This is a genomic window from Nonomuraea rubra, assembly GCF_014207985.1.
GTDB classification, from domain to species: domain Bacteria; phylum Actinomycetota; class Actinomycetes; order Streptosporangiales; family Streptosporangiaceae; genus Nonomuraea; species Nonomuraea rubra.
This window is the reverse complement of record NZ_JACHMI010000001.1, coordinates 6358936-6382064: the sequence shown is the minus strand read 5'-3', so window position 1 is coordinate 6382064 and position 23129 is coordinate 6358936. Positions and strand designations below refer to the sequence as shown.

Here is a 23129-nt window from a genome sequence, read left to right as displayed (position 1 = left end):
TGCTCTCGGGTCGAATTGCGCGGGCCGTTCCAGAGCCTACAACCAGCAGGAGTGATCAGCCGGTGGGATCCTTCGTCCATCTGCACGTGCACACCGAGTACAGCATGCTCGACGGCGCCGCGAAGGTCGGCCTGCTGATGGAGGAGGTGTCCCGGCAGGGCATGCCCGCCGTGGCGATGAGCGACCACGGCAACGTGCACGGGGCGTACGAGTTCTACCAGGCCGCGCGCAAGGCCGGCGTCAAGCCGATCATCGGCATCGAGGCGTACCTGGCGCCCGCCTCCCGGCACCACCGCGGGCCCGTCTACTACAGCGACAACCTCGCCCTGCGCCGCTCGAACGACGACACCGGCGAGGGCGGCGACGTCTCCGGCCGCGGCCTCTACACGCACCTGACGATGTGGGCGGAAGGCGCGCAGGGCCTGCGGAACCTGTTCCGCCTCCAGTCCCGCGCCTGGCTCGAAGGACACGTCCAGAAATATCCGCGCATGGACGACGAGCTGCTCGCCGAGCACGGCGCGGGGCTCATCGCCACGACCGGCTGCCCCTCCGGCGAGGTCCAGACCCGGCTCCGCCTCGGCCAGTACGAGCAGGCCGTCGAGGCCGCCGCCCGCTACCGCGACCTCTTCGGCGCCGGCAACTACTACCTGGAGCTGATGGACCACGGCCTGCCCATCGAGCGCCGCGTCCGCGACGACCTGCTGCGCCTGGGCAGGCAGCTCGCGCTGCCGCCTCTGGCCACCAACGACTCCCACTACGTCACCGAGAACCAGGCGCGGGCGCACGACGCGCTGCTGTGCGTCGGCACCGGCAAGCGGCTCGCGGACGCCGACCGCTTCCGCTTCAGCGGCAGCGGCTACTTCGTCAAGCCCGCCGCGCGGATGCGCGAGCTGTGGGACGCCGAGGTGCCAGGCGCGTGCGACAACACGCTGCTGATCGCCGAGCGGGTCGGCGACTACGGCGACGTCTTCGCCCACCGCGACCTCACGCCGCGCTTCCCCGTGCCGGAAGGCGAGACCGAGTCGTCCTGGCTGCGCAGGGAAACCCTCGCCGGCGCCCGCCGCCGCTACGGCGGCGACCCGCCGGCCGGCGTGCTCGACCGCATCGACTACGAGCTGTCCGTCATCGACGCGATGGGCTTCCCCGGCTACTTCCTCGTGGTGGCCGACATCTGCCGGTACGCCCGCGAGCACGGCATCGGCCTGGGCCCGGGGCGCGGCTCGGCCACCGGGTCGATGGTCGCGTACTGCACGGGCATCACCCAGCTCGACCCCATCGAGCACAAGCTCATCTTCGAACGTTTCCTCAACCCCGAACGCATCACCATGCCGGACGTCGACCTCGACTTCGACGACCGGCGCCGGGACGAGATGATCGACTACGTCACCCGCAAGTACGGCGACGACCGCGTCTGCCAGATCGTCACCTTCAGCACCATCAAGGCCAAGGCCGCCGTCAAGGACTCCTGCCGCGTGCTGGGCCTGCCGTACGCCGTCGGCGACCGCATCACCAAGGCCTTCCCCGCCGCGGTCGGCGGCAAGGAGATCCCCCTGGCCGCCATCCACGACAGGAACCACCCCCGCCACGGCGAGGCCGCCGAGCTGCGCGCCATGTACGAGCAGGACCCCGACGTCAAACGCGTGATCGACACCGCGACCGGCATCGAGGGCCTCACGCGCGGCACCGGCGTGCACGCCGCCGGCGTCATCCTGTCCAGCGAACCGCTCATCGACGTGATCCCGCTGGTCAAACCCAAGGCCGGCGGGCCTGTCATCACCGGGTTCCCGTTCACGCAGGCCGAGGACATGGGCCTGCTGAAGATGGACTTCCTCGGGCTGCGCAACCTGACCGTCATCGGCGACGCCATCGCGAACGTCCGCGCCAACAAGGGCGTCGAGATCGACATCTTCGAGGTCCCGACCGACGACGCCACCACGTACGAGCTGCTGGCCCGCGGCGACACCCTGGGGGTCTTCCAGCTCGACAGCGGCGGCATGCGGGTCCTGCTGCGGCTCATGCAGCCGACCACGTTCACCGACATCGCGGCCGTGAACGCGCTCTACCGGCCGGGACCGATGGAGATGAACGCCCACACCAACTACGCGCTGCGCAAGACCGGCAAGCAGCAGGTCGAGCCGATCCACCCCGAACTGGAGGAGGCCCTCGAACCCATCCTCGGCGACACCTACCACCTGGTCGTCTTCCAGGAGCAGGTCATGGCCATCGCCCAGCAGCTCGCCGGCTACTCGCTCGGCGCCGCCGACCTGCTGCGCCGCGCCATGGGCAAGAAGAAGAAGGAGGTGCTGGACGCCGAGTGGGACAGGTTCTCGGCGGGCATGCGCGGCCGCGGCTTCTCCGACGAGGCGATCAAGGCCGTCTGGGACGTGCTCGTGCCCTTCAGCGGCTACGGCTTCAACAAGTCCCACACCGCCGGCTACGGCCTGGTCTCCTACTGGACGGCCTACCTCAAGGCCAACCACCCCTGCGAGTACCTGGCCGCGCTGCTCACCTCCGTCGGCGACGACAAGGACAAGATGGCCGTCTACCTGTCCGACTGCCGCCGCCTCGGCATCAAGGTGCTGCCGCCGGACGTCAACGCCAGCAAGCTCGACTTCACCGCCGTCGGCTCCGACATCCGCTTCGGCCTCGGCGCCGTACGCAACGTCGGCGCCAACGTCGTGGACGCCATCGTCACCACCCGCGAGGCCAAGGGCCCCTACGCCGGCTTCGACGACTTCCTCGCCAAGGTGCCGTCCGTCGTCTGCAACAAGCGCGTCATCGAGTCGCTGGCCAAGGCGGGCGCGTTCGACTCGCTGGGGCACGTGCGCAAGGGCCTGGTGGCGGTGCACGAGCAGGCCGTCGACGCGATCATCGACGTCAAGCGCAACGAGGCCCACGGCCAGGACACCCTGTTCGGCGAGGCCGGCCAGAGCGGCGCCTTCTCCATCGCCGTCCCCGGCGGCGAGTGGGACCGGGCCACCCTGCTGGCCTTCGAACGCGAGATGCTCGGCCTGTACGTCTCCAGCCATCCCCTCGACGGCGCCGAACGCGTCCTGGACGCCGGCCGCGACACCACCATCGCCGAACTGCTCGCCTCGGGACGCCAGGACGGGACCGTCCGGATCAGCGGCATCGTCTCCGGCCTGCAGCGCAAGGTCACCAAGCAGGGCAGCCCGTGGGCGATCGTCACCCTGGAGGACCACGACGCCTCCGTGGAGTGCCTGATCTTCCCCAAGACGTACACGCTGTACGGGGAGACGCTGGCCGAGGACCGGGTCATCTCGCTGCGCGGCCGGATCAACGTGCGCGACGAGACGGTCAGCGTGTACGGCGAGGAGGTCGCCGTCCTCGACGTCTCGGCGGCCGGAGCCGAGCAGCCCGTGGTGATCTCGATCCAGGAGGGCCATCTGACGGCGCGGGTCGTGCAGGAGTTCAAGCACATCCTCACCGCCCATCCCGGCCGCGCGCCCGTCCACGTGCACCTGCACCGCCGGCATGCCGGCAACCTCCTGCTCGACCTGGTCCCGTTCCAGGTCACCCCGGGCCCCGCCCTCTACGGCGACCTCAAGGCGCTTCTCGGAGCCGGCGCGATCGGCGGCGCATGAGCGGCGATCCCGACGGCTCGGAGCGCGGCGGCGGTTCCGGTGGCTCGGGGATCGGCGGCGCATGAGTGGCGATCCCGCGTGCCCTCGCTGCACCGGTGAGGTGCTGGCCGTCCTGCGCCTGCCGCACACCTGGACGAACGCCTCGGGCCGCCCGGTGCGCGGGCACGGCGAGGTGCTGCTGTGCGCCCGCTGCGACGCCGGCGACCCGCTCGCCACGTACTTCGCCGTCCACGGGACGGCCCGCCCCGAACACGCGGCGCTCCTGGCCCGGCTCCTGCGCCAGTGGCTCGACCGCGTCCGGCCCCGGGCGCCGGACGAGGACGCGCTCCGCGCCGAGGCGGAGGCCTGGCGCAGGGGCGAGCTGTGAGCAGCAGTTCTGTACCTACTAGTATGTCTGTTCGTGGACACGAGGGAACGACTCATCGAGAGCACCCGCGAGCTGCTGTGGGAGCGCGGCTACGTGGGCACCAGCCCCAAGGCGATCCAGCAGCGCTCCGGCGCCGGCCAGGGCAGCATGTACCACCACTTCCACGGCAAACCCGACCTCGCCCTCGCCGCGATCACCCGCAGCGCCGGCGAGCTGCGGGAGCGGGCCCGCACCGCGTTCGAAGGCCCCGGCACCGTGGCCGAACGCGTCGCCGCCTACCTGCGGCGCGAACGCGACGCGCTCAAGGGCTGCCCGGTCGGCCGGCTCACCCAGGACCCGGACGTCATGGCCGATCCCGAGCTGCGCAGGCCCATCGAGGAGACGTTCGCCTGGCTCACCGGCACCCTGGCCGGCCTGATCGCGCAGGGCCGCGCGGACGGCGAGCTGCACCCCGCCCTCGACCCCGCCGCCACGGCCGCCGCGCTCGTCGCGGCCGTCCAGGGCGGCTACGTGCTGGCCCGCGCCGCCGGCTCCCCGGACGTGTACGCCCAGGCCGTCGAGGGCGCACTCGCCCTCGTCCTGCTCCAGCCGAAGGAGAACCACTGACATGCCCTTCGTCCGCATCGACGCGCTCCGGGCCGACGCCGCCCGGCTCGACGCGCTCGGCCGCGCCGTACACGATGCCCTGGTCGAGACGATCGGCATCCCGCCCGGCGACCTGTTCCAGGTCCTCACCGCGCACGACGGCGCGCGCGGCACGCTGCGGTACGGCGACTTCCCCGGCATCCGCCGCGACGACGACCTCGTGTACGTCTCGATCACCCTGCGCTCCGGCCGTACCCCCGCGCAGAAGCAGGCCCTGTACCGGCGGATCGCCGAGCTCGCCCGCTCCTACGCGGGCACCGACCCGCGCAACGTGCTCGTCTACCTGACCGAGAACGAGTCGATCGACTGGTCGTTCGGGGAGGGTATCGCCCAGTACGCCGTCACCCAGGGCACGGACGGGCCTGCCGGCTGAGGACCGGTGGGTGTTCCGGCGGGCCCGGCGCGCTCACCAGGCGAACGGCCGGTGCGCGCCCTCAGCGGCGCGCCCACGACAGCACCCGCGCCGCCAGCCCGTCGTGAACTCCACCGGTCGCCTGGAACACGGTGGGGATGAGCGCACGTCCCAGCACCGCGTCCGCCACCGCATCGTCGATCCACTCCTGAGGCGCGCCGCGCTCGCGCAACCTGCGCACCCGCTCGTCGTCGGGGCAGTCCAGCAGCGCCCACCGCACCTGCCGCTCCCAGCGCGCTCCCGGAGCGAGCTCGGCGGCGTCGGGAATCGGGCACATCAGCAGCACCGGGTGCCCCGCGCGGCGCACCATGGACACGACCCGCCCCCACAACCGGTCATAGGCGGGCCACACGGGCGCGGCCTCCGGCTCCGCGATCGGCACCCCGAGCAGCGTGCCGTCCTCCAGCAACTCGTCCATGTCCATCACGACCAGCCCGTCCGCCGCGCGGAGGAGGTGCGGGAGCAGGGTGGTCTTGCCCGAACCTGGCGCGCCGGCGAGCAGGAACAGAGGGCCACACGGACGATCATCCATCCGCCCGATGCTAGCCGCCCCGCCCCGCCCTGCCCTCCGCCGCCCGCCCTCCGCCGCCTGGTGTCCGGCAGGCCTGGCGTCCAGCAGGCCCGGCATCCTGCACGCTCCGCGCCCTGCACGCTCCGCGCCCTGCACGCCCTGCCCTCGGGCGCCTGGCCCGTCAGCGGGGCAGGAGGGCGGTGGTGCCGATGAGCAGGACGCCCGCGACGGCGATCGCCGCCCGTCCGCCGACGACGCCGGCCAGCACGCCCCACAGGGCGGTGGCGGCGGCGATGGCCGCGCGGCTGGAGATCGTCCAGGCCGTGAGGACGCGGGCCAGCGCCTCCTTCGGCGGCCTGCGCAGCCGGTACGTCACCAGCACCGGGTTGAACACCCCGACACACGTGATCATGGCCATCTCGACCGCCATGACGACGAGCAGCCCACCTGTACCAGGCCCGACGAAGACCAACCCGACCAGCCAGACAGCACGGGCGGCGCCGAAGCCGAGCAGGATCCGCCGCTCCCCGAAGCGCCGCACCAGCGGCCGGGACAGCCGCGCCCCCACGATGCCCCCGAGGCAGGGGACGCCGAAGCCGAGCCCGTACTCCAGCGGGGTGAAACCCAGGTCGTTCAGCATCAGGTGGAGCAGCAGGGGAGCGGTGGCCATGATGAGCGCGTTCACCAGCACGCTGTTGGCGAACAGCAGCCGCAGGTCCCGGTCGGCGGCGATCGCGCGCCAGCCCGCGGCCACCTCCGCCAGGCGGGAGCCGCCGGCTGCCCCGGCAGGCCGGGCAGGCCGGGCAGGCCGGGCGGGTCGGGCGGGCGGAGCGGGCTCGGGCGTGGCGATCGCGCGGATGCCCAGCGCGGACAGCGCATAGCTGACGGCGTTCAGGACGACCGTGACGACCGGCCCGAGCACGCCGATGAGCGCGCCACCCGCCGGCGGGCCGATGGCCGTGGACACCCAGGTGACGGTCTCGAACCGGCTGTTGGCCCGCGTCAGGTGCCCGTCGGGGACGAGGGACTTCAGATGCGCGCCGCTCGCCCCGACGAAGACGATGTCCGACACCGCGACCACCATGGCCACCGCCAGGAGTTGCACGTAGCTCAGCAGACCCAGCACGTGGGCGGCCGGCACGCTCATGAGCACGAGGAACCGCACCAGATCGGCCCGGATCATCAGCGGCCGCTTGCGCTGGAACTCGACCCACGGGCCGAGCGGCACCGCCAGCAACGCGCCGGCCGCCCCAGAGGCCGCCGCCATCCAGGAGAGCTGCGCGGCACTCGCGTCCAGCGCGAGGACGGCGATCAGCGGCAGCGAGTCCAGCGCCAGCCACGTGCCCAGGGAACTGGTGGCGTAGGCCCCCCACAACCGGCCGAAGTCACGCCCCAGACCATCGTCGCCCGCCATCCCTCTCCCTCCGACCGGACCGGGTGCCGATCCAACACGGGAGAGGGCCGCCCGCTCAAACAACGGGCGCGCACGCACGGACAACCAGCGGTTGTCCGCCGAGCTCCCGGCGTCCGCGAGGGAAACCGGGCAGCTCTCCGGTTTCCCCGCGGGGGCCAGGAAGCCGGGCAGCTCTCCGGTTTCCCTCGCGGGCGGCCGGGAAACGGGGCCGCTGTCCGGAACGTCAGCGATTGCTCTCTTCCTCTTCACGCCCGCCACAACTCGGGTATGGTCCTTGCCGAGGCGTCATGCCGCCAGATTGCCCCATGGACTCACCACGAGGGGAGGTTGGGTCCAGAGGGAGGCGGTGGCTGGGATGGAGCCTTTGGCGCGCGCTGCCTGGGTACGGGCGGCAGGCGTCGGAGCGGTGGGCCTTGGCGTGCCCGCGTTGGCGTGGTCGGTGCATGCCGCGCTCGGAGTGACGCTGGTCGTGTTCGAGGCGCTGGTCGCGGTCGTGGTCGTCGGCGCCGCGTTGTTCGGCTCCGAGGTGATCAGCGAGCGTGCCTTCCGCCTGCTGCGCTGGTTGTCGAACCGGCCGGAGCCGGAAGCGCCGCGCCGCTCCCGGACGGGACGCTGATGGAGACCCCGGACGGTGGGTTATCCGGGCTGCCCTGGGCCGGTGGCGAGCGGGGTGGCCGGTTCGCGGGTGAATCGGGCGCGGATCAGGCCTGGGATGGACGGGCCGCCCGCGAAGCACCACAGCGCGATCACCGGGTCGCAGATGGCGCAGCCGAAGGAGGAGTCGTGCGCGAAGGGCAGGATGGGGCTGCCCTTGAGGTGGTGGAAGACGTCCCACACGGTGTGCAGCAGCCAGCCGACGCCGATCCAGGTCCAGCTCTTGAGCCCCCGGTAGGCGACGTACGCCATGACGACGGGCAGCACGAACTCCCAGTACCCGAGCCCGAACCCGCTCAGGTAGGCCGCGCCCGCGCCGCCGACCAGGATGGCGTTGAGCGGGCGGCGGTGCGGCTCGGGGATGAGAGAGACGATGGTGACGGCGATCAGCCCGATCACGATCGGCATGATGATGGACATTCCGGTCCGTTCTGCGAAACGTGGAAGGAAGGGACAAGGACCCCGGCCGAGGGCGCCGCCAGCTTAGAGCGGCCGTCCAGCGGCGCCCCACGGGGTGAATGGACAACTTCCAACGGATTCCCGCCACGTTCCCGGCGAACGGGCCAGGCCGGGCCTCAGGGGGAAGGCCCGGCCTGACCGGCTAGTGGACGGCGCCGGTTACGGCTCGAGCAGGATGGAGTTGACCGGCGACAGGTTCGCTATGTACTCACCGGGTCCCAGGCGGTTGCCGCAGTTCTGCCCGCCGTAGGCCGCGCAGAGGCGGAAGCCCGCCCCGCCGGTCTGGTTGTTGATGATCAGGCGGTTGCCGAAGACGTTCTCCAGGTTGTGGGCGCCGTACCTGTAGTAGGTGTCCGGGTCGCCGGAGGAGGTCTCGTCCGGGTAGATGCACACGTGCCCGGACGGGCATGCCGCTCTGGCACGCTGCAGCTCCGTGGCCGAAGGATGCAGCGGCGCCGCGGCGGCCGGAGCGGACAGGCAGGACACGACCGCCAGAGCGGTGACGCCGCAGGAGACGAGCGTGCCGCGCAGGCTGAACGTGCGGGTGGCCCGGTGGAGGTTCTTACGCATGATGGTTGCTGCTTTCTCGTGTCGGATGGCCGTGGTCCGGGGGCTCCCGGCCGGCGCTGTGCCAGCTAAACGGGGTCGCCGGGGTGTCCAACAGAGGGGCAGACGGACGCGTACGAACTCGTCCGGACCTGTCCGCCCGCGCGCCGGTCCCGGACACTTTGCCGCCAGACTCGGACGCGGTGAGTAATGATTCGTATACTTTCCGATGTGAGCGGGGTCAGGAGCGGGCCGGGGCCCGAGGGGTCGGCAGGCGGGGATCCGGCCGCGGGTCTGGGTGCGGATCCGGGCCGGGATCCGGGCGGGGATCCGGGCGGGGATCCGGGCGGGGATCCGGGCGGCGGGGGCCTCCCCGCTGTGGCGGAGGAGGGCGGCGGGCCCGCGCCGGAGTCGGTGAACAGCCATGAGGAGCTGGTGGCGCTGCTGGCCGAGCAGTTCGCGCGGGCCGACGTGTCGCTGCGGGAGCTGCAGGCGCGGGCCGACCGGGCGGGCGGCACCCGGCTGCCCCGCGCCACCTGCGCCGACATGCTGGCGGGGCGGCGCTTTCCGCGCAAGGCGGTGATGCTGGCGTTCCTGCGGGCCTGCCAGGTGCCCGAGCGCCGGCTGCCCGCGTGGGAGCGGGCTTGGGAGCGGGTACGGCTCGCCCGCATGCCGACCGTCCCCGCCCAGTACCGGCCCTCAGCACCGCCCGGCCAGCACGTGCCCGGCCAGCACCTGCCCGGCCAGCACCTGCCGGGTGAGCAGCCACCCGGCCAGGCTCCGCCCGGTTGGTACCCGCCGGGCCAGCAGCCGCCCGGTCAATACTCGCCTGGTCAGCACCGGCCGGATGAGCCGGAGGCGCCGCGATCGGCCACGCCCGCCGCCGCCCAGGCCTCGCCTTCCCCGGGTGCGCCTGCTACCGCGCCGCTTCCGCCGCCCCCGGGCGCGCCTGCTACCGCGCCGCTTCCGCCCTCCCCGAACGTGCCCGTGGCCGCGCCCCTTCCTGCCTCGGCGGTTGCGTCGGACGGGCGGGCGGCGGGAGAGCCGGTGCCCGCCGCAGGGCGGAGGCGGGGACGCAGGGCGCTACTGCCGGCCACAGGGCGAGAGCGGCGACGCGGGGTGGCGCTGATCGCCGCGCTGGCCACCGCCGTGACCGTGGCCGTGGCCGCCGGGGCAGTGGTGTGGCTGGGCCCGGACACGGTGACCGACGACGGGCGGGCGTTCGGCCCCGGCGGGTCGAGCCGCTTCACGATACGGATCGACCCGGCGGGCGGCCCCGTCCGGCTGATCCGCCGCCTGGACGCCCGCGTCTCCCGCCAGCGCGCCACCATCACCCTGAACGGCGCCCCGGCCGGGCGGTGGGAGCCACTCCCCGACGGCCTCGGCGGCTGGGCGGAGCAGCACGTCGACCTCCCGCCGTCCCTGACCGCGGGCCAGGGCACGCTGGCCGTCGTCAACACGTTCGTCTCCTCGGAGTGGGACTTCAACGAGTTCGCGTACGCCGTCGAGCAGCAGATCGACGGCGCCTGGACCACCACCGACACCCTCGACGTCGGCCCCGGCCACACCGGCGGCGAGGCCGCGCACGGCTACCGGGTCGCGGGCGAGACCTTCCGCGGGACCCGCACCCTCGACGCCCCGCCCGAGCGGGACGGCCGCACCGCCCCGCGCGTCCGCTACGAGGCGGAGGCCGGGCAGATCAGCCGGGCGCGCGCCCGCCCCGGCGCCGCCGGAGCGTCGCAGGGGACGGTCGTGGCGGGCCTCGACCACGAGGACAGCCGGGTCGACCTGCGGGTGTACGCGCCGAGAACCGGACGGTACACGGCGTTCGTGACCTACGCCGCCGGGTACGGCGACGCCCAGCACACGGTGACGGTGAACGGTTCGACCCGGTTCACCCTCGACTACCCCCACCACGGCTGGGACGTCTGGCGCCAGGTGACGGCCTCGCTGCCGCTGACCCGCGGCTGGAACACGCTGCGTTTCCAGCACCACAACCGCTGGGCCGAGCTGGATCACGTCGAGATCGCCTGACCTGCGGACGGCCCGCCGTCCCTGCCGTTAGCCTTGCTGGATGAAGACGCATGGTGAGCTGAAAGGGTTCTGGGAGCGGCGCCTGCAGTCCGACTGGACCGAGAGCGGGGTCGGCTACGCGGCGCTCGGCCGGGCGTTCAACACCTGGATGTACCGCGTGCGCGCGGAGGTCTTCGACCGCGAGGCCGCCACCCTGCCCCTCCACCTGCCCGACGCCCGCGTGCTCGACATCGGCTCGGGCACCGGCTTCTACGTACGCCGCTGGCAGGGGCTGGGCGTCAAGTCGATCGTCGGCTGCGACCTCACGGCGGCGGCGGTGGAGCGGCTGCGCGGGCGCTTCCCCGGCGTGGAGTTCCACGAACTGGACATCGCCGAGCCCGGCGACACGCTGGAGCGGGGCGCGTTCGACGCGGTCTCGGCCATGGACATGCTCTTCCACATCACCGACGACGCCCGTTACCGGGCCGCGCTGGGCTCGGTGGCCGCGGCGCTGCGCCCCGGCGGGATCTTCGTCCTGTCGGAGAACTTCCTGCAGCGGCCCGAGCAGCGCGGCGACCACCAGGTCAACCACACGCTGCCGTGGATCACCAGGGCGCTCGACGAGGCCGGGTTCGACGTGATGCGCCGGATGCCGATGCTCGTCCTCATGAACGCCCAGGTCGACGCGGGCCCCGTCTGGCGCAAGCTGTGGGGCGGTCTCCTGCGCGCGGTCACCCTGAGCGAGTGGACGGGCGGCCTGGCGGGATCGCTGCTCTTCCCGCTGGAGCGGCGGCTCGTCCGCGTGCTGAGGGAGAGCCCCACCACGGAGATGATGATCTGCCGCCGCCGCTGACGTCAGGAGTAGAAGTGCATGACGACGGCCAGCCCGACGAAGTGCATGAGCGCCACGGCGACCAGCAGCGACACGAACACGAACTTCGCCGGCCCGTGCTCGAAGTGCTTGCCCTCCTTCAGAGGAGGCAGCTTGGCCTGACGCTCGGCGATGCGCTCCTCCAGCGGCTTGCGGTGAAACATGGGGAGGTCCTCCAGCCGGGCCCAAACGGTTTGTGGCCTAATAGTTTGTACACCAAGTAAGCTATCAGCAATCGACGGAGGTGCACACCGATGGAGCCTGTGACAGAGGCAACAGATCTGCTCGCGCTGGACCGCCAGGTGTGCTTCGCCCTCAGCATCGCCTCGCGCAGCGTGATCGCGCTCTACCGGCCGCTGCTGCAGCCCATGGGCCTGACGCATCCCCAGTACCTGGCGATGCTGGCACTCTGGGAACGGGAGCCGCTGTCGGTCAAGGAACTGGGGGAGCTGCTCCAGCTCGACCCCGGCACCATGTCGCCCCTGCTCAAGCGGCTGGAGGCGCTCGGCTACATCCGGCGCGAGCGCAGCAGCAAGGACGAGCGCGCGCTGGCCGTGACCCTCACCCCCGAGGGGCGCGCGCTGCGGGAGCAGGCGGAGAAGATCCCGCCCGCGATCGTGGACCGGCTCGGCATGAGCCTCGGCGAGCTGCAGGACCTGCACGAGTCCCTGACGCGCGTGATCGCGGCCGCCCGCCGCCCGGGCTGACCTGACGCCCGCCTCCGCGGTAGTGACCTGACGCCCGCCTCCGCGGTGTGGAGGCGGGCGTTCTCAGTAGGGGAGCCGGCGCCCGGACGGCGTCCGCAGATCCAGGCCGGGGCGCGGGCGGGCCGGCTTCGGTCGCATCGTGGTCCGGGTGGCGCGCATGGCGGTCTCCTCGCGTGGGTTGTTCCTCTTCTACGTCGGAGGCCCGGGGTGCGGATGACGTACCACTTCGAGCGGGACGCTTGCGTGATCTACTTTGTAAAGGCGCTCGGCGCGGTTGTGACGGCCGGCGCGCCATCCTATAGTCATCGACATGACTAGTAATGGAGATGACTAGCAGCGATGGCTCTCCGGCACGCGGTGCTGGCGGCGCTGCTCGACGGCGAGTACAGCGGCTACCAGCTCACGAAGATCTTCGACGTCGGCGTCTCGAACTTCTGGTACGCCGCCCCCCAGCAGCTCTATGCCGAGCTGACCAAGCTGGAGGCCGACGGCCTGGTGGCGGGGCGCGAGGTCGTCCAGCACGGCCGACCGAACAAGCGCGTGTTCAAGGTCACCCAGGCGGGGCTGGACGAGCTGGCCGCCTTCGCCGCCACCCCGGCGAAACCCCTGCTCCTGCGCGACGACCTGGCCGTCAAGGTGCACGCCGCGGACCTGCTGGACCCGGCCCCGCTGATCGCCCAGCTACGGGAGCGGGCCGGGGAGGCCGCCGCCAAGCTGGCCTTCTTCGAGCAGACCCTGCGGCGGCTGCGCGGCGACCTCGACGAGGAGGAGTTCCTGCGCGCGGGCGAGCGGGTCGGGCCGTACCTGTCCTGCCTGGCCGGTTGCCGGCTGGAGCGGGAGATGCGTGACTGGTGCCGGCAGACCGCGCGGACGCTGGAGGACCGCGCGGGAAGGAGGGTGTGATGACGTACATGCGGTACGTCGCGCTCGGTGACAGCCAGACCGAGGGGCTGGGCGACGGCGACGACGTCCTGGGCCACCGCGGGTGGGCCGACCGGCTCGCCGAGCACCTGGCCCGCGCCGGCCCCGGCCTGCTGTACGCCAACCTGGCCGTGCGTGGCCGGACTGCGGCGCAGATCCGCGACGAGCAGCTCGCGGCGGCGCTGGAGCTGCGGCCCGACCTGGCGACCGTCATGGCGGGCATGAACGACGTGATCCGGCCTGGGTTCGACGCCGCGCGGGTGGCGGGGGTGCTGGAGGAGATGTTCGCCGCCCTGGTGGGGGCGGGTGCGCGGGTGGTTACCGTGACATTTCCCGACATCGGGAGGATCGCGCCGATGGCCCGGCCGTTGGTGCCGCGCGTGCTGGACGTCAACGAGCGCATCCGCGAGGCCGCCGCCCGGCACGGGGTGACGCTGGTGGACACGTACCCGCTGGCGTACGTGACGGACGCGCGCATGTGGAGTCGCGACCGGCTGCATGCCAGCCCGATGGGGCACGCCAGGTTCGCGGCCGCGGTGGCGCACGCGCTCGGGCTGCCCGGCAGCGACGACACGTGGATGGCGCCGCTGCCGGCGCTGCCCGTGCCGGGGATGTGGCGGGCGGCGGCGGCCGAGGCGCGGTGGCTGGCGACGTTCGCGGGCCCGTGGATCGGCCGGCGCCTGCGCGGGCGCTCCTCGGGGGACGGGCGGACGGCCAAGCGCCCGCTGCTCGCTCCCGTCCCATGCGATCATGGGGGCTCCCCGACGATCCCCTGAGGTGAGATGAACGCCGTCACGTACGCGGAACCGCCCGAATCCCATCCCGAGATCCCGCTGGCCGGCGGGGACGTCACCGAGGGGGTCGTGCGCGTCGGCGACACGGTCCGCCGGACGATCGGCCCGAACGCGCCGCTCGTGCACGCCTTGCTGCGCCACCTGGAGGCGGTGGGGTTCGCGGGAGCCCCGCGGTTCCTCGGCGTGGACGCGGCCGGGCGGGAGGTGCTGAGCTTCGTGCCCGGCGAGGTGGCCGGGCGGCCGCGGCCGCCGTGGGTCGCCGACGAGGGGCGGCTGGCGTCGGTGGGGCGGCTCGTGCGCGCCTACCACGAGGCCGTCGCCGGTTTCTCCGTGCCCGACGGGGTGCGGCCGGGCCTCGGGCTGGAGGAGCCGCCGGGCGTGCCGCCCGAGCCGCCGTACCCGGCGGAGCTGGTCGGGCACGCGGACTACACGCCGGACAACCTCGTCTTCCGCGACGGCGAGGCGGCGGCGCTGATCGACTTCGACATCGCCCGGCCGGTGACCAGGGTGGACGAGCTGTACAACGCGATGTTGTACTGGGCGCCGCTCTGCGATCCCGTGGACGCCGACCCGGTGCTGCGGGGGCTGGACATGCCGCGGCGCTGCCGGATCCTGGCCGACGCGTACGGCATGTCGGAGATCGACCGGTCGCGGCTGGTCGAGGTGGCCGTGATGCGGACGCGGCGCTCGTGGTTCCTGATGAGGCGGAACGCCGAGGAGCTGGGCGGCGGATGGGCGCGCATGTGGTCTGAGGGAGTGGGTGATCAGATCAAGCGGCGCGAGGCGTGGCTGGAGCGGCGCGGTGCCGAGCTCGACGCGGCCCTGACGGCACCCTGATCGTTCCGCACCGGCGGGAAGCCTGCATGCGGGGGACTCCGGAGGGTAAGGCCGGGGGAGGGGAGGGGGCGCGATGACGAGGCTGGTCGAGGAGACGCCGTATCGCTGGCGGATCGACGCCGAGGGGCCGATGCGGGTGCCGGGCGTGGTGTTCGCCACCGCCGACCTACTGCCGGACCCGTCCGCCGACCAGGCGCTGGGGCAGGTGGCGGCGGTGGCCACGCTGCCGGGGATCGTCGAGGCCTCGTACGCGATGCCCGACATGCACTGGGGGTACGGCTTCCCGATCGGCGGGGTGGCGGCCACCGACGTGGAGCGCGACGGGGTGGTCTCGCCGGGCGGGGTGGGGTTCGACATCTCGTGCGGCGTGCGGCTGCTGCTGTCCGGCCTGCGCCTGGACGAGCTGCGCCCGCGGCTGGACGCCCTCATGGACGCGCTCGACGCGGTGATCCCGCGGGGCATGAGCAAGGGCGCGGTGTGGCACCTGCGCGGCCAGGCCGAGCTGGAGGAGGTCCTGGCCGGCGGCGCCAGGTACGCCGTCGAGCGCGGCCACGGCGAGCCCGCCGACCTGGAACGCTGCGAGGACCGCGGCGCCGTCGCCGACGCCGACCCGGCCGCGATCGGCGCCAGGGCCAGGGAACGCGGGCTGGCACAGGTCGGCAGCCTCGGCTCCGGGAACCACTTCCTGGAGGTGGAGGCGGTCTCCGAGGTGTACGACGAGGAGATCGCGCAGGCGTACGGGCTGTGGCCGGGGCGGGTGTGCGTGCTCATCCACACCGGCTCCCGCGGCCTCGGCCACCAGGTGTGCACCGACTCGGTGCGCGCCATGGAGGCGGTCATGGCCAGGTACGGCATCAGCGTCCCGGACCGGCAGCTCGCGTGCGCGCCCGTCACCTCGCCGGAGGGGCAGGCGTACCTGTCGGCGATGGCGGCCGCCGCGAACTACGGCCGGGCCAACCGGCAGCTCCTCGGCCAGGCCGCCCGCCGCGCCTTCGAACAGGCCACGGGGGACGGCGGGCTGAGCCTGCTGTACGACGTCTCGCACAACCTGGCCAAGCTGGAGACGCACCACGTCGAAGGCCGGGCGCGGCGGTTGTGCGTGCATCGCAAGGGCGCGACCCTGGCCCTGCCGCCCGGTCACGAGGACCTGCCGGAGGACCTGCGGGCGGTGGGGCAGCCGGTGCTGGTGCCCGGTTCGATGGGGGTGGGCTCGTACGTGCTGGCCGGGACGCCCAGCGCGCCCGCGTTCGCGTCGGCCTGCCATGGGGCGGGGCGGCGGCTGAGCCGTCACCAGGCGCTCAAGAGCACGTCGGCGGCCAGGTTGCGGGCCGAGCTGGAGGAGGCGGGGGTCGCGGTGCGGGGGGCGTCGGCGCGGGGGCTGGCGGAGGAGACGCCGCACGCGTACAAGGACGTGGACGCGGTGGTGACGGCGTGCCACCTGGCCGGGCTGGCCAGGAAGGTCGCCAAGCTGGCGCCGGTCGGGGTGGTCAAGGGGTAGGCCGATTCAGGTCGTCACAGGGTCGGGGTCGGCGTTCAGGCGGTCACAGGGTCGGGGTCGGCGTTCAGGTGGTTCAGACGTCGACCACCGCCCGCGCCCGCCACTCCCCGTCCTCCCGCTCGAACCGCACGCCGTGCGTGGTGACAGCCTTCGGCATCGCGCCGACCTGCTCCACCGCCTCGGCGGGGACGGTGGCCAGCCGCAGGCCGCCTTCCTTCCCTGGACGGACGTCCACGACCACGCGGCCGTGCACCTCGACCTGGTAGATCACCTCTTCCAGCAACGCGATCAGCAGCCCCGCGCCACTCTCCATTCCGCCACCCGCATCCTTGCCGTCGGGATCTCCGGTCGTGGGGAAGTTGACCTCGCCGTCAGGGGCGGGGGCCGTGTCCAGGTCGGCGAAGCTCTCCACCAGCGCCCGTGCCGCCTCGGCCAGGCACGCCTCGCGCCCGCCCGCCCAGGCTTCCAGCGCGATGTCGGCGGTGTGCGGGACCGCGCGGTGACCTCTGCTCATGCTGCCACTCCACCAGGCACGAGCCCGCCCGCAAAGCCCGCCGGCGTCAAGAAACGGCAGCATGTACGCCAACCGGGACAGGGCAGCTCCGGGATCCGGATAGAGTCGTCGTGATGATCGACTGGTTGACGGAGACCCGCCGCAGAGGCGCCCCATGACGGAACGCCTGCGGATCACCGAGGTCGATCTCGACTCCCGCGTCACCGTGGTCACCGTCAGCGGCGAGCTCGACATGGACACCTGCCCCCTGCTGCAGGAGGCGCTGGCCCGGGCGCTGCCGCGGGTCGCGATCGACCTCGGCGCCCTGACCTCGGCCGACTCGTACGGCCTGACGGTGCTGCTCGCGATGCACCACCACGCGCGGGCGGCGGGAGGCCGGGCACTGGTGTGCGAGACCGGAGACCTGATGCGGGCACTCTTCCGCCAGCGCGGCCTCGACCGGGTCCTCGACCTGCGCTCCACCCTGGAGGAGGCCGTCACCGAGCTCCGCGCCCTCTGACGCGCGACCCCGGTCGGCCGCTCAGCCGCACGGCCTTGGACGGCCGGCCATCCCTGCGGCCTTGGTCGGCCGGTCGCTCCTGCGGGCCTCGGCCGGTCGGCCGCACGGCCGCGGTCGTCCGGTCGGTCCTGCGGCCTCGGTCGGCCGGAGCCGAGCCGATGGCCGGTCCCTCTCGTGCGAGGGGTGACCGGTTCCAGGTGGGTGAGGGTGGCCGCCCGGGAACCGGAGGCGGATCAGCTCAGGAGGTGGGCGTCGGGGCCGGCGTCTCCACGGGCGGCTGCGTGGGCGTCTCGGCCGGAGCTCCGGTCGGCGTCTCCGTGGGAGACTCGGCCGGCGGTTCGGTCGGGATCTCGGTGGGGGTCTGCGTCGGGACGGTCGTGGGGGTGTCGGTGGGCGGCGGCGTGGACGTCTGGGTCGGGGTGGGGCACGGGGTCGGGGTCTGCCAGTTCGGCACGATCCCCCACCACTGCTTGGCCCGCCTCCAGCCGCTCTTGTCCTGCGGGTGGAGCCTCATGGGCTGCGACAGATCAAGGAGGTAGGCCGCCCGGGCCGTCTGGCCGTCCGTGGTGGCCGTCACCGACACCCAGCCGTCCTGCTGGATCCGGCTCTCCTCGCCGTCGCGGAGCCGCACCCGGGGCTGGCGGGTGGACTCGTCGATCGTGTACGTCTGCTCGAACCCGTCCTGGCTGCGTACCGTGATGGAGCCGTCCGCCAGCGCGGTCACCTGCCCGGTCTGGGTGAGCAGCGTGACGGTGCCGCACCCGTCCTTGGTCGCCACCGAGAACTCGCCGTGCATCGTCCCGGCGAACCCCCACGGGTTGATGGGCGGCAGCTCGGCCGGCGCGGGCGAGGCCGTCGGCGTCTCGGTCGGTGCCGGGGTGGCGGTTACAGTCGGGGTTTCGGTCGCGGTTTCGGTCGGGGTGACTGGCGGGGTGACTGGCGGGGTGGTCGGCGGGGTCGGCGTCAGGGTGGCGGCCGAGGCCGATACGGTCACTCCGAGGCCGCCGGCGGCGACGATCGCGATGGTGGCGATCTTGAGCAGTTGCCGGGGGATCCGCCTGCGGCGGGCACGTTCCTCGTACGGTTGGCCGGAGCTCATGGGCGTCACCTGGTCCTCCACGGGTGTCGGTGGGATCGGATCGGGGACAGGAGCCCTCCGGACGAGCGCATGGCGATTCCGCCACGGCATGGAGGGCGGGGGCTGACTGGCGTCGTTAGTCGGATGCGAACAGGTCGGACTACGGCGCCGGCACCGCCACGTGGGTGGCACGGGTGCCCGGCGCGAACGCTGGCTCTGGTTGGACGCCGTACGGACTCGGTAGGTTCCCGCCTGTTTCACCGTAGTCGTCCGGTTAGTGGGATGGCAGTTCAGTACCGGCGTCGCCGGGCAACTGCTCCGCGGTCTCGCACAGCAGCAGCCGCCCGCCCCGGGCCAGGACCGGCAGGCACAGGCGCGTGGCGTGCGGCCGGGGACTGACGACGGCGAACAGGTGACCGCGGTCGTGCGCGCGGCGCGCGGCCTCCAGCAGGACGCTCATCCAGCGGGTGCCCGTCAGCCGGCAGCCGGACAGGTCCACGGCCACGCGCGGGAGGACGTCCACGGCGTCGGCGAGCCGGGTACGGAGCGCCGGCATCCGCCAGTCGTCCACGGTGCCGGTGACGCGGACGATGGTCCAGTGGCCATGCGTGGGTGGGTTCGACATGCAGGCCATGGCTCTCACCTCACCCGGAGCAGGTGATCGGTCGCGGCCACGCCTCCGGACCTTCCTGATGCGCACACTACCCCTGTGCCGCCGGGCTAGCGGATCACCGGCGGGTCGCGGCGGGCCCCACCAGCGTGGTGAGGAACCGGTCCAGGTCTTCGGTGTCGGTGCCGGTCCAGGCGATGTACCCGTCGGGGCGGACGAGGGTCAGGGTGTCGGCGGGGGTGGCGGGTTCGACCTGGAGGACCTGGTCGTGGCGGTGGGTGAGGGGGGTGTGGCCGATCTGGACGAAGCGGCGTTCGCGCAGGGCCTGGTACAGGCGGGCGCCGCCGGTCAGGGGGAGGTCGGCGGCGCGGGTGCCGGTACGGTCGGGGGCGCCGTGCGGGGCGGGGTAGTGGTAGCCGATGCCGCTGAGCTGGCCGGTGATCTTCTCGCGGAGGGCCGGGATGGACAGCGCGCCGCGGGCGGCCATGCCGCGCAGGGCCCGCCCGGCGGCCGATTCGATCATGGCGGCGCGGATGAGGGCGCCGCTGCTGCGCAGCACCGACCGGCCGATGGGGTGCCGTTCGTCGTGGTAGCTGTCCAGCAGCGCATCCGGGGCGCCGCGCAGCGCGGCGGCGAGTTTCCAGCTCAGGTTGGCCGCGTCCTGCAGGCCGGTGTTCATGCCCTGCCCGCCGGCCGGGGAGTGCACGTGCGCGGCGTCGCCGGCCAGGAACACCCGGCCGATGCGGTAGTGCGGCACCTGCCGCTCGTCGCTGTGGAAGCGTGACAGCCAGCGCGGCCGGCTCATGCCGTAGTCGTCGCCCAGCGCCCGCCGGGTCACCTCGCGCACCTCCTCCAGGCCGAGCGGCGCGTCGTCGGCGACCACGTGGCGGCGGTCCCAGGCGAAGACGCGGTAGTAGCCGTCGCCGAACGGCGCGATGAACGCGAACGCGTCGCCGACTCCGTTGACGGTCAGCAGCCCGGCCGGTGGCCGGGCCACCTGCACATCCGCCAGCATGATCGACGTCAGCACCGCTTTGCCGGGGAACGGCTGGCCCAGCGCCTGCCGCACCGCACTGCGGTACCCGTCACAGCCCGCCACGTACGATGCCCGGAACTGCCCGGCCGTCGTGGACACCGTGACCCCGCCGTCGTCCTGGGCCAGGCCGCGCACCCCGGCGTCGTAGACGATCTCCACACCGGCGGCCACCGCCCGCTCCAGCAGCAGCCGTTCCACGTTGTACTGCGGCGTGATCAGCAGGAACGGAAACCGGCTCGGCAGCTCCCCCAGATCGACCTCGACCCGCTCGAACAGCCGCACCGTGCGCAGCGCCGCGCCCATCGGCACCAGCCGGTCGGCCAGCCCCCGCGCGTCCAGCTGCTCCAGCGTGCGCGCGTGCACCCCGAACGCCCGCGACAGGTTCGACACCGTGCCGTCCCGGCGCTCCAGCACCGTGACCGCCACCCCCGACTCCGCCAGATCCCCGGCCAGCAGCAGCCCGGTCGGCCCCGCCCCGACCACGATCACCTCGGACATGTCGTCCATCCCCTTCGGGTCAACGTCTGTTGGCACAACTCAATCACCGCTTGTGCGGATGTGTCAACACTTGTTGGCCAACAGTCGTTGACATGCTAGGAGCAGAGCCGTACGAGCTCAGGGACCAGCTCCCGCAGCATCTCCTCGTCGCGCGGGTCGGCGGGCGCGTACTCGGTGATGGCCAGCCCGGCGATCTCGTGCCGGGCGGCGAGCCCGGCGACCGCCTCGACCAGCGCCTGCGGCGACAGGCCGCCGGGCTCCGGGTAGCCGACCGAGGTGATGCCGTCCAGGACGTCGAGGTCCACGTGCACGTAGACGACGGCGTCCGGGCCGATGGTGTCCAGGCCGCCGATGGCGGCCTCGCGGATGTAGCCGGCCTCGGCCGGGTCCAGCGAGCGGGTGCCGGCCAGGGCGACCTGGCCGGGGCGCAGCGCGGGGGAGCGGACGAGGCCGGGCGGGCCGTCACCCAGGAGCGCGCGCAGGATCATGCCGTGGAAGGCGCCCGAGGGGGACGTGGCGGGGCTGTTCAGGTCGCCGTGGGCGTCGAACCACGCGACGTGCAGGCGGTCGCCGTGCCGGCGCAGCGCCGCCGTGACCGGTTCGAGCTCCACGCCGCAGTCGCCGCCGACCGTGACGGTGAACCCGTCGCGGGGGAGTGCCCGGCGTACCCGATCGGCGGTCTCTGCCAGGGTCGCGCCGGTCTCGACCCGCACGTGCGCATCCGCCCCGGGGATCATGGCGGCCAGCCGGGCGGCGCCTTCGACCAGGCTGGGAGCGGTGGGTGACAACGATCCCTGCCACTGCGGGACCTCGACGACGGTCAGCATGTCGCTCTCCTCATAGAGATGGGGTGGACCGACAGTGTCGCCGCGACCGATCGGCAACGTCCACTTAGTGTTTCTGAGAGGATCTATAAGATATGCTTGGTGTTGGATCCGGGCAGGTTGCGCCTGCTGAACGAGTTCGCCGAGCACGGCACGATGACGGCCGTCGCCGAGGTGTGCGGGCTGACCTCGTCCGGCGTGTCGCAGCAGCTCGCCGTCCTGGAGCGGGAGGCCGGGGTGCCGCTGTTCGAGCGGGCGGGCCGGCGGGTCCGGCTGACCGCCGAGGGGGACCGGCTCGTACGGCACGCGCGCATCGTCCTGGACGCCCTCGGCGCCGCCGAGGAGGATCTGCGCTCGGCCTCCACCCCGAGAGGGCCGGTCAGGGTGGCCTGTTTCGCCACGGCGGCCGTCGCCCGCCTCCTGCCCGCGATCGCCGCGGCCCGGGTCCGCCACCCCGGCCTGCACGTGATCGTGCAGGAGCTCGAACCCCGCGAGGCCGCCGAGGCGCTGCGTGCCGGCGGCTGCGACGTGGCGATCGTGTTCACCTACAGCCTCATCCCCGAGGAGCCCCGGCCCGGGGTCACGCGCCGGTTCGCGGGCGTCGAGCCGATGCTGATGGCCCTGCCCGCCGATCATCCGGAGGCGTCCGGCTCGGTGGACCTGCGCGCCCTGCGCGAGGAGCCGTGGATCGCCGGCTCGCAGGGGACCAGCGACCACGAGATGCTCGACCGCGCCTGCGCCCTGGCGGGCTTCCGGCCGAACGTCATCCACACGGCCGACGACTACGCGCTCGTGCTGCGCATGGTGCGCGAGGGGCTGGGCGCGGCCCTGGTCCCCGAGCTGGTCGCCACCGCCGTCGGCGTGCCGGCAGGCGTCGTGCTGCGCCCGATCTCCACGATCGAGATCACCCGCACCACGTACGCGCTCATCCGCACCGCGACCCCGGCCGTCAACGCCGTCCTCGACCTGCTCCTCGAGTGAATCTACATTGTAAAGGCGCCGGGTCGTGTTTACGCTCTTGTCATGGATCACAACCCCCAGATCGACGAGACGAGACCGCATTCGGCCCGGGTCTGGAACTACCTGCTCGGCGGCACCGACAACTACGCGGCGGATCGCGAGGCCGGCGAGAATCTGCTGCGGATGTTCCCCGATTTCGCGCAGGTGGCGAGGCTGCAGCGCGAGTTCCTGCGGCGGGTGGTGGGCTTTCTCGTCACCGAGATGGGGATCAGGCAGTTCCTGGACGTCGGGGCGGGTCTGCCGACGGCCGACAACACGCACGAGGTGGCGCAGCGGCTGGCGCCCGAGTCGCGGGTGGTCTACGTCGACAACGATCCGCTGGTGCTGGTGCACGCGAGGTCGTTGCTCTCGGGTTCCGCGGCGGGGGTGACGGATTATCTGGACGCTGACGTGCGCGATCCCGAGGCCATCGTGGCAGGGGCGGGCAGGACGCTGGATTTCTCCCGGCCGATCGGGCTGATCATGCTGAGCATCGCGGGGCAGGTGCCGTCGTACGACGCGGCGGCGGATGTGGTGCGGCGGTTCGTGGCGGCGTTGCCGGCGGGGAGTTTCCTGGCGTTGTCGGACGGGGTGGAGGTGAATCCGGCGCTGGTGGAGGCGGTGGCCTTCTACAACCAGCGGGCCGCGTTCCCTTACACGTTGCGCAGTCCCGGGGAGGTGGCGGGGTTCTTCGAGGGGCTGGAGCTGGTGCCGCCGGGTGTGGTGTCGACGCCGCTGTGGCGGCCGGGGCCGCCGCAGCCGGTGCCGGGGGTGGTGAGTGCGATGTGTGGGGTGGCCCGTAAGGGGTGAGAGGTGC

Annotated in this window: 25 protein-coding genes; 15 read left to right on the top strand and 10 right to left on the bottom strand. The window is 72.9% G+C overall.

The features are described from left to right. Positions 1 to 62 precede the first annotated feature (62 nt). The 4 genes from dnaE (at position 63) to HD593_RS29090 (ending at position 4990) form a co-directional block, all read left to right on the top strand. On the top strand, positions 63 to 3605 hold the full coding sequence (gene dnaE / locus HD593_RS29105) for a DNA polymerase III subunit alpha (protein WP_185105210.1): 3543 nt from the start codon (positions 63 to 65) through the stop codon (positions 3603 to 3605). A 61-nt stretch (positions 3606 to 3666) separates the two neighbouring features. Next, a complete protein-coding gene (locus HD593_RS29100) occupies positions 3667 to 3972 on the top strand; it encodes a DUF6300 family protein (protein ID WP_185105209.1) in 306 nt (101 codons plus the stop codon). Positions 3973 to 4005: 33 nt separating this feature from the next. After that, complete coding sequence (locus HD593_RS29095; RefSeq protein ID WP_185105208.1) at positions 4006 to 4578, top strand: TetR/AcrR family transcriptional regulator; 573 nt, start codon at positions 4006 to 4008, stop codon at positions 4576 to 4578. 1 nt (position 4579) lies between these two features. Continuing rightward, entirely contained in the window at positions 4580 to 4990 is a 411-nt protein-coding gene (locus HD593_RS29090; RefSeq protein ID WP_185105207.1) for a tautomerase family protein, read from the top strand. Between the two features lie 61 nt (positions 4991 to 5051). Here the strand turns inward: HD593_RS29090 and HD593_RS29085 are convergent, their stop codons facing one another. Together HD593_RS29085 and HD593_RS29080 are read right to left on the bottom strand one after the other, a co-directional pair. Continuing rightward, complete coding sequence (locus tag HD593_RS29085) at positions 5052 to 5561, bottom strand: P-loop nucleotide/nucleoside kinase family protein (protein ID WP_185105206.1); 510 nt, start codon at positions 5559 to 5561, stop codon at positions 5052 to 5054. A gap of 160 nt (positions 5562 to 5721) precedes the next feature. Further along, positions 5722 to 6954, bottom strand: a complete 1233-nt coding sequence (locus tag HD593_RS29080; RefSeq protein WP_185105205.1) for an MFS transporter — start codon at positions 6952 to 6954, stop codon at positions 5722 to 5724. Positions 6955 to 7372: 418 nt separating this feature from the next. Between HD593_RS29080 and HD593_RS29075 the strand changes: the two genes are divergently transcribed. Further along, positions 7373 to 7570 carry a hypothetical protein gene (locus tag HD593_RS29075; RefSeq protein WP_185105204.1) on the top strand — a complete coding sequence of 66 codons (198 nt, stop codon included), beginning with the start codon at positions 7373 to 7375 and terminating at the stop codon, positions 7568 to 7570. A gap of 20 nt (positions 7571 to 7590) precedes the next feature. On the opposite strand, the gene HD593_RS29070 is transcribed toward HD593_RS29075, so the two are convergent. Together HD593_RS29070 and HD593_RS29065 are read right to left on the bottom strand one after the other, a co-directional pair. Beyond that, positions 7591 to 8028, bottom strand: a complete 438-nt coding sequence (locus HD593_RS29070; protein WP_185105203.1) for a DUF6010 family protein — start codon at positions 8026 to 8028, stop codon at positions 7591 to 7593. 198 nt (positions 8029 to 8226) lie between these two features. Continuing rightward, positions 8227 to 8637: a hypothetical protein gene (locus tag HD593_RS29065; RefSeq protein WP_185105202.1), complete on the bottom strand. Its 411-nt coding sequence runs from the start codon at positions 8635 to 8637 to the stop codon at positions 8227 to 8229. A gap of 207 nt (positions 8638 to 8844) precedes the next feature. On the opposite strand from HD593_RS29065, the gene HD593_RS29060 reads away from it, so the two are divergent. After that, positions 8845 to 10647 carry a CBM35 domain-containing protein gene (locus HD593_RS29060; RefSeq protein WP_185105201.1) on the top strand — a complete coding sequence of 601 codons (1803 nt, stop codon included), beginning with the start codon at positions 8845 to 8847 and terminating at the stop codon, positions 10645 to 10647. A gap of 40 nt (positions 10648 to 10687) precedes the next feature. Then, positions 10688 to 11479 carry a class I SAM-dependent DNA methyltransferase gene (locus HD593_RS29055; RefSeq protein WP_185105200.1) on the top strand — a complete coding sequence of 264 codons (792 nt, stop codon included), beginning with the start codon at positions 10688 to 10690 and terminating at the stop codon, positions 11477 to 11479. Positions 11480 to 11481: 2 nt separating this feature from the next. On the opposite strand, the gene HD593_RS29050 is transcribed toward HD593_RS29055, so the two are convergent. Then, on the bottom strand, positions 11482 to 11661 hold the full coding sequence (locus tag HD593_RS29050) for a hypothetical protein (protein ID WP_168019878.1): 180 nt from the start codon (positions 11659 to 11661) through the stop codon (positions 11482 to 11484). 90 nt (positions 11662 to 11751) lie between these two features. On the opposite strand from HD593_RS29050, the gene HD593_RS29045 reads away from it, so the two are divergent. The 5 genes from HD593_RS29045 to HD593_RS29025 all read left to right on the top strand — a co-directional run bounded on the left by HD593_RS29045 (position 11752) and on the right by HD593_RS29025 (position 16254). After that, positions 11752 to 12204, top strand: coding sequence for a MarR family winged helix-turn-helix transcriptional regulator (locus HD593_RS29045; protein WP_185105199.1), 453 nt, complete (start codon positions 11752 to 11754; stop codon positions 12202 to 12204). Positions 12205 to 12543: 339 nt separating this feature from the next. Continuing rightward, positions 12544 to 13107 carry a PadR family transcriptional regulator gene (locus HD593_RS29040; protein WP_185105198.1) on the top strand — a complete coding sequence of 188 codons (564 nt, stop codon included), beginning with the start codon at positions 12544 to 12546 and terminating at the stop codon, positions 13105 to 13107. Next, entirely contained in the window at positions 13107 to 13901 is a 795-nt protein-coding gene (locus HD593_RS29035; protein ID WP_185105197.1) for an SGNH/GDSL hydrolase family protein, read from the top strand. Before HD593_RS29040 ends, HD593_RS29035 begins: the two co-directional genes overlap by 1 nt. A gap of 6 nt (positions 13902 to 13907) precedes the next feature. After that, a complete protein-coding gene (locus HD593_RS29030; RefSeq protein ID WP_185105196.1) occupies positions 13908 to 14756 on the top strand; it encodes a phosphotransferase in 849 nt (282 codons plus the stop codon). 73 nt (positions 14757 to 14829) lie between these two features. Beyond that, complete coding sequence (locus tag HD593_RS29025) at positions 14830 to 16254, top strand: RtcB family protein (protein WP_185105195.1); 1425 nt, start codon at positions 14830 to 14832, stop codon at positions 16252 to 16254. Between the two features lie 73 nt (positions 16255 to 16327). On the opposite strand, the gene HD593_RS29020 is transcribed toward HD593_RS29025, so the two are convergent. Beyond that, a complete protein-coding gene (locus tag HD593_RS29020; RefSeq protein ID WP_185105194.1) occupies positions 16328 to 16768 on the bottom strand; it encodes an archease in 441 nt (146 codons plus the stop codon). A gap of 154 nt (positions 16769 to 16922) precedes the next feature. Here HD593_RS29020 and HD593_RS29015 point away from each other — a divergent pair, with 154 nt between their 5' ends. Beyond that, entirely contained in the window at positions 16923 to 17267 is a 345-nt protein-coding gene (locus tag HD593_RS29015; RefSeq protein ID WP_185105193.1) for an STAS domain-containing protein, read from the top strand. A 238-nt stretch (positions 17268 to 17505) separates the two neighbouring features. On the opposite strand, the gene HD593_RS63615 is transcribed toward HD593_RS29015, so the two are convergent. The 4 genes from HD593_RS63615 to HD593_RS28995 form a co-directional block, all read right to left on the bottom strand. Next, positions 17506 to 18366 (bottom strand): hypothetical protein, encoded by an 861-nt coding sequence (locus tag HD593_RS63615; protein ID WP_185105192.1) that lies wholly within the window; start codon positions 18364 to 18366, stop codon positions 17506 to 17508. 253 nt (positions 18367 to 18619) lie between these two features. Next, positions 18620 to 18970, bottom strand: coding sequence for an STAS domain-containing protein (locus HD593_RS29005; RefSeq protein WP_185105191.1), 351 nt, complete (start codon positions 18968 to 18970; stop codon positions 18620 to 18622). A gap of 103 nt (positions 18971 to 19073) precedes the next feature. Further along, a complete protein-coding gene (locus HD593_RS29000; RefSeq protein ID WP_246546773.1) occupies positions 19074 to 20489 on the bottom strand; it encodes an FAD-dependent monooxygenase in 1416 nt (471 codons plus the stop codon). Positions 20490 to 20584: 95 nt separating this feature from the next. Then, a complete protein-coding gene (locus tag HD593_RS28995; RefSeq protein ID WP_185105189.1) occupies positions 20585 to 21316 on the bottom strand; it encodes an arginase family protein in 732 nt (243 codons plus the stop codon). Between the two features lie 99 nt (positions 21317 to 21415). On the opposite strand from HD593_RS28995, the gene HD593_RS28990 reads away from it, so the two are divergent. Together HD593_RS28990 and HD593_RS28985 are read left to right on the top strand one after the other, a co-directional pair. Beyond that, the gene (locus HD593_RS28990) at positions 21416 to 22294 is read left to right on the top strand and encodes a LysR family transcriptional regulator (protein ID WP_312904455.1); all 879 of its coding nucleotides are present in this window, start codon (positions 21416 to 21418) and stop codon (positions 22292 to 22294) included. A gap of 42 nt (positions 22295 to 22336) precedes the next feature. Continuing rightward, complete coding sequence (locus tag HD593_RS28985) at positions 22337 to 23122, top strand: SAM-dependent methyltransferase (RefSeq protein ID WP_185105187.1); 786 nt, start codon at positions 22337 to 22339, stop codon at positions 23120 to 23122. The last annotated feature ends 7 nt before the right edge of the window (positions 23123 to 23129 follow it).

Bases quoted from the DNA above. Each gene is read 5' to 3' on its own strand.
- HD593_RS29100 (WP_185105209.1), top strand. From the start codon at position 3,667: ATGAGTGGCGATCCCGCGTGCCCTCGCTGCACCGGTGAGGTGCTGGCC.
- HD593_RS29090 (WP_185105207.1), top strand. From the start codon at position 4,580: ATGCCCTTCGTCCGCATCGACGCGCTCCGGGCCGACGCCGCCCGGCTC.
- HD593_RS29085 (WP_185105206.1), bottom strand. From the start codon at position 5,561: ATGGATGATCGTCCGTGTGGCCCTCTGTTCCTGCTCGCCGGCGCGCCA.
- HD593_RS29080 (WP_185105205.1), bottom strand. From the start codon at position 6,954: ATGGCGGGCGACGATGGTCTGGGGCGTGACTTCGGCCGGTTGTGGGGG.
- HD593_RS29070 (WP_185105203.1), bottom strand. From the start codon at position 8,028: ATGTCCATCATCATGCCGATCGTGATCGGGCTGATCGCCGTCACCATC.
- HD593_RS29065 (WP_185105202.1), bottom strand. From the start codon at position 8,637: ATGCGTAAGAACCTCCACCGGGCCACCCGCACGTTCAGCCTGCGCGGC.
- HD593_RS29055 (WP_185105200.1), top strand. From the start codon at position 10,688: ATGAAGACGCATGGTGAGCTGAAAGGGTTCTGGGAGCGGCGCCTGCAG.
- HD593_RS29050 (WP_168019878.1), bottom strand. From the start codon at position 11,661: ATGTTTCACCGCAAGCCGCTGGAGGAGCGCATCGCCGAGCGTCAGGCC.
- HD593_RS29045 (WP_185105199.1), top strand. From the start codon at position 11,752: ATGGAGCCTGTGACAGAGGCAACAGATCTGCTCGCGCTGGACCGCCAG.
- HD593_RS29040 (WP_185105198.1), top strand. From the start codon at position 12,544: ATGGCTCTCCGGCACGCGGTGCTGGCGGCGCTGCTCGACGGCGAGTAC.
- HD593_RS29035 (WP_185105197.1), top strand. From the start codon at position 13,107: ATGACGTACATGCGGTACGTCGCGCTCGGTGACAGCCAGACCGAGGGG.
- HD593_RS29030 (WP_185105196.1), top strand. From the start codon at position 13,908: ATGAACGCCGTCACGTACGCGGAACCGCCCGAATCCCATCCCGAGATC.
- HD593_RS29025 (WP_185105195.1), top strand. From the start codon at position 14,830: ATGACGAGGCTGGTCGAGGAGACGCCGTATCGCTGGCGGATCGACGCC.
- HD593_RS29020 (WP_185105194.1), bottom strand. From the start codon at position 16,768: ATGAGCAGAGGTCACCGCGCGGTCCCGCACACCGCCGACATCGCGCTG.
- HD593_RS29015 (WP_185105193.1), top strand. From the start codon at position 16,923: ATGACGGAACGCCTGCGGATCACCGAGGTCGATCTCGACTCCCGCGTC.
- HD593_RS63615 (WP_185105192.1), bottom strand. From the start codon at position 18,366: ATGAGCTCCGGCCAACCGTACGAGGAACGTGCCCGCCGCAGGCGGATC.
- HD593_RS29005 (WP_185105191.1), bottom strand. From the start codon at position 18,970: ATGTCGAACCCACCCACGCATGGCCACTGGACCATCGTCCGCGTCACC.
- HD593_RS29000 (WP_246546773.1), bottom strand. From the start codon at position 20,489: ATGTCCGAGGTGATCGTGGTCGGGGCGGGGCCGACCGGGCTGCTGCTG.
- HD593_RS28995 (WP_185105189.1), bottom strand. From the start codon at position 21,316: ATGCTGACCGTCGTCGAGGTCCCGCAGTGGCAGGGATCGTTGTCACCC.
- HD593_RS28985 (WP_185105187.1), top strand. From the start codon at position 22,337: ATGGATCACAACCCCCAGATCGACGAGACGAGACCGCATTCGGCCCGG.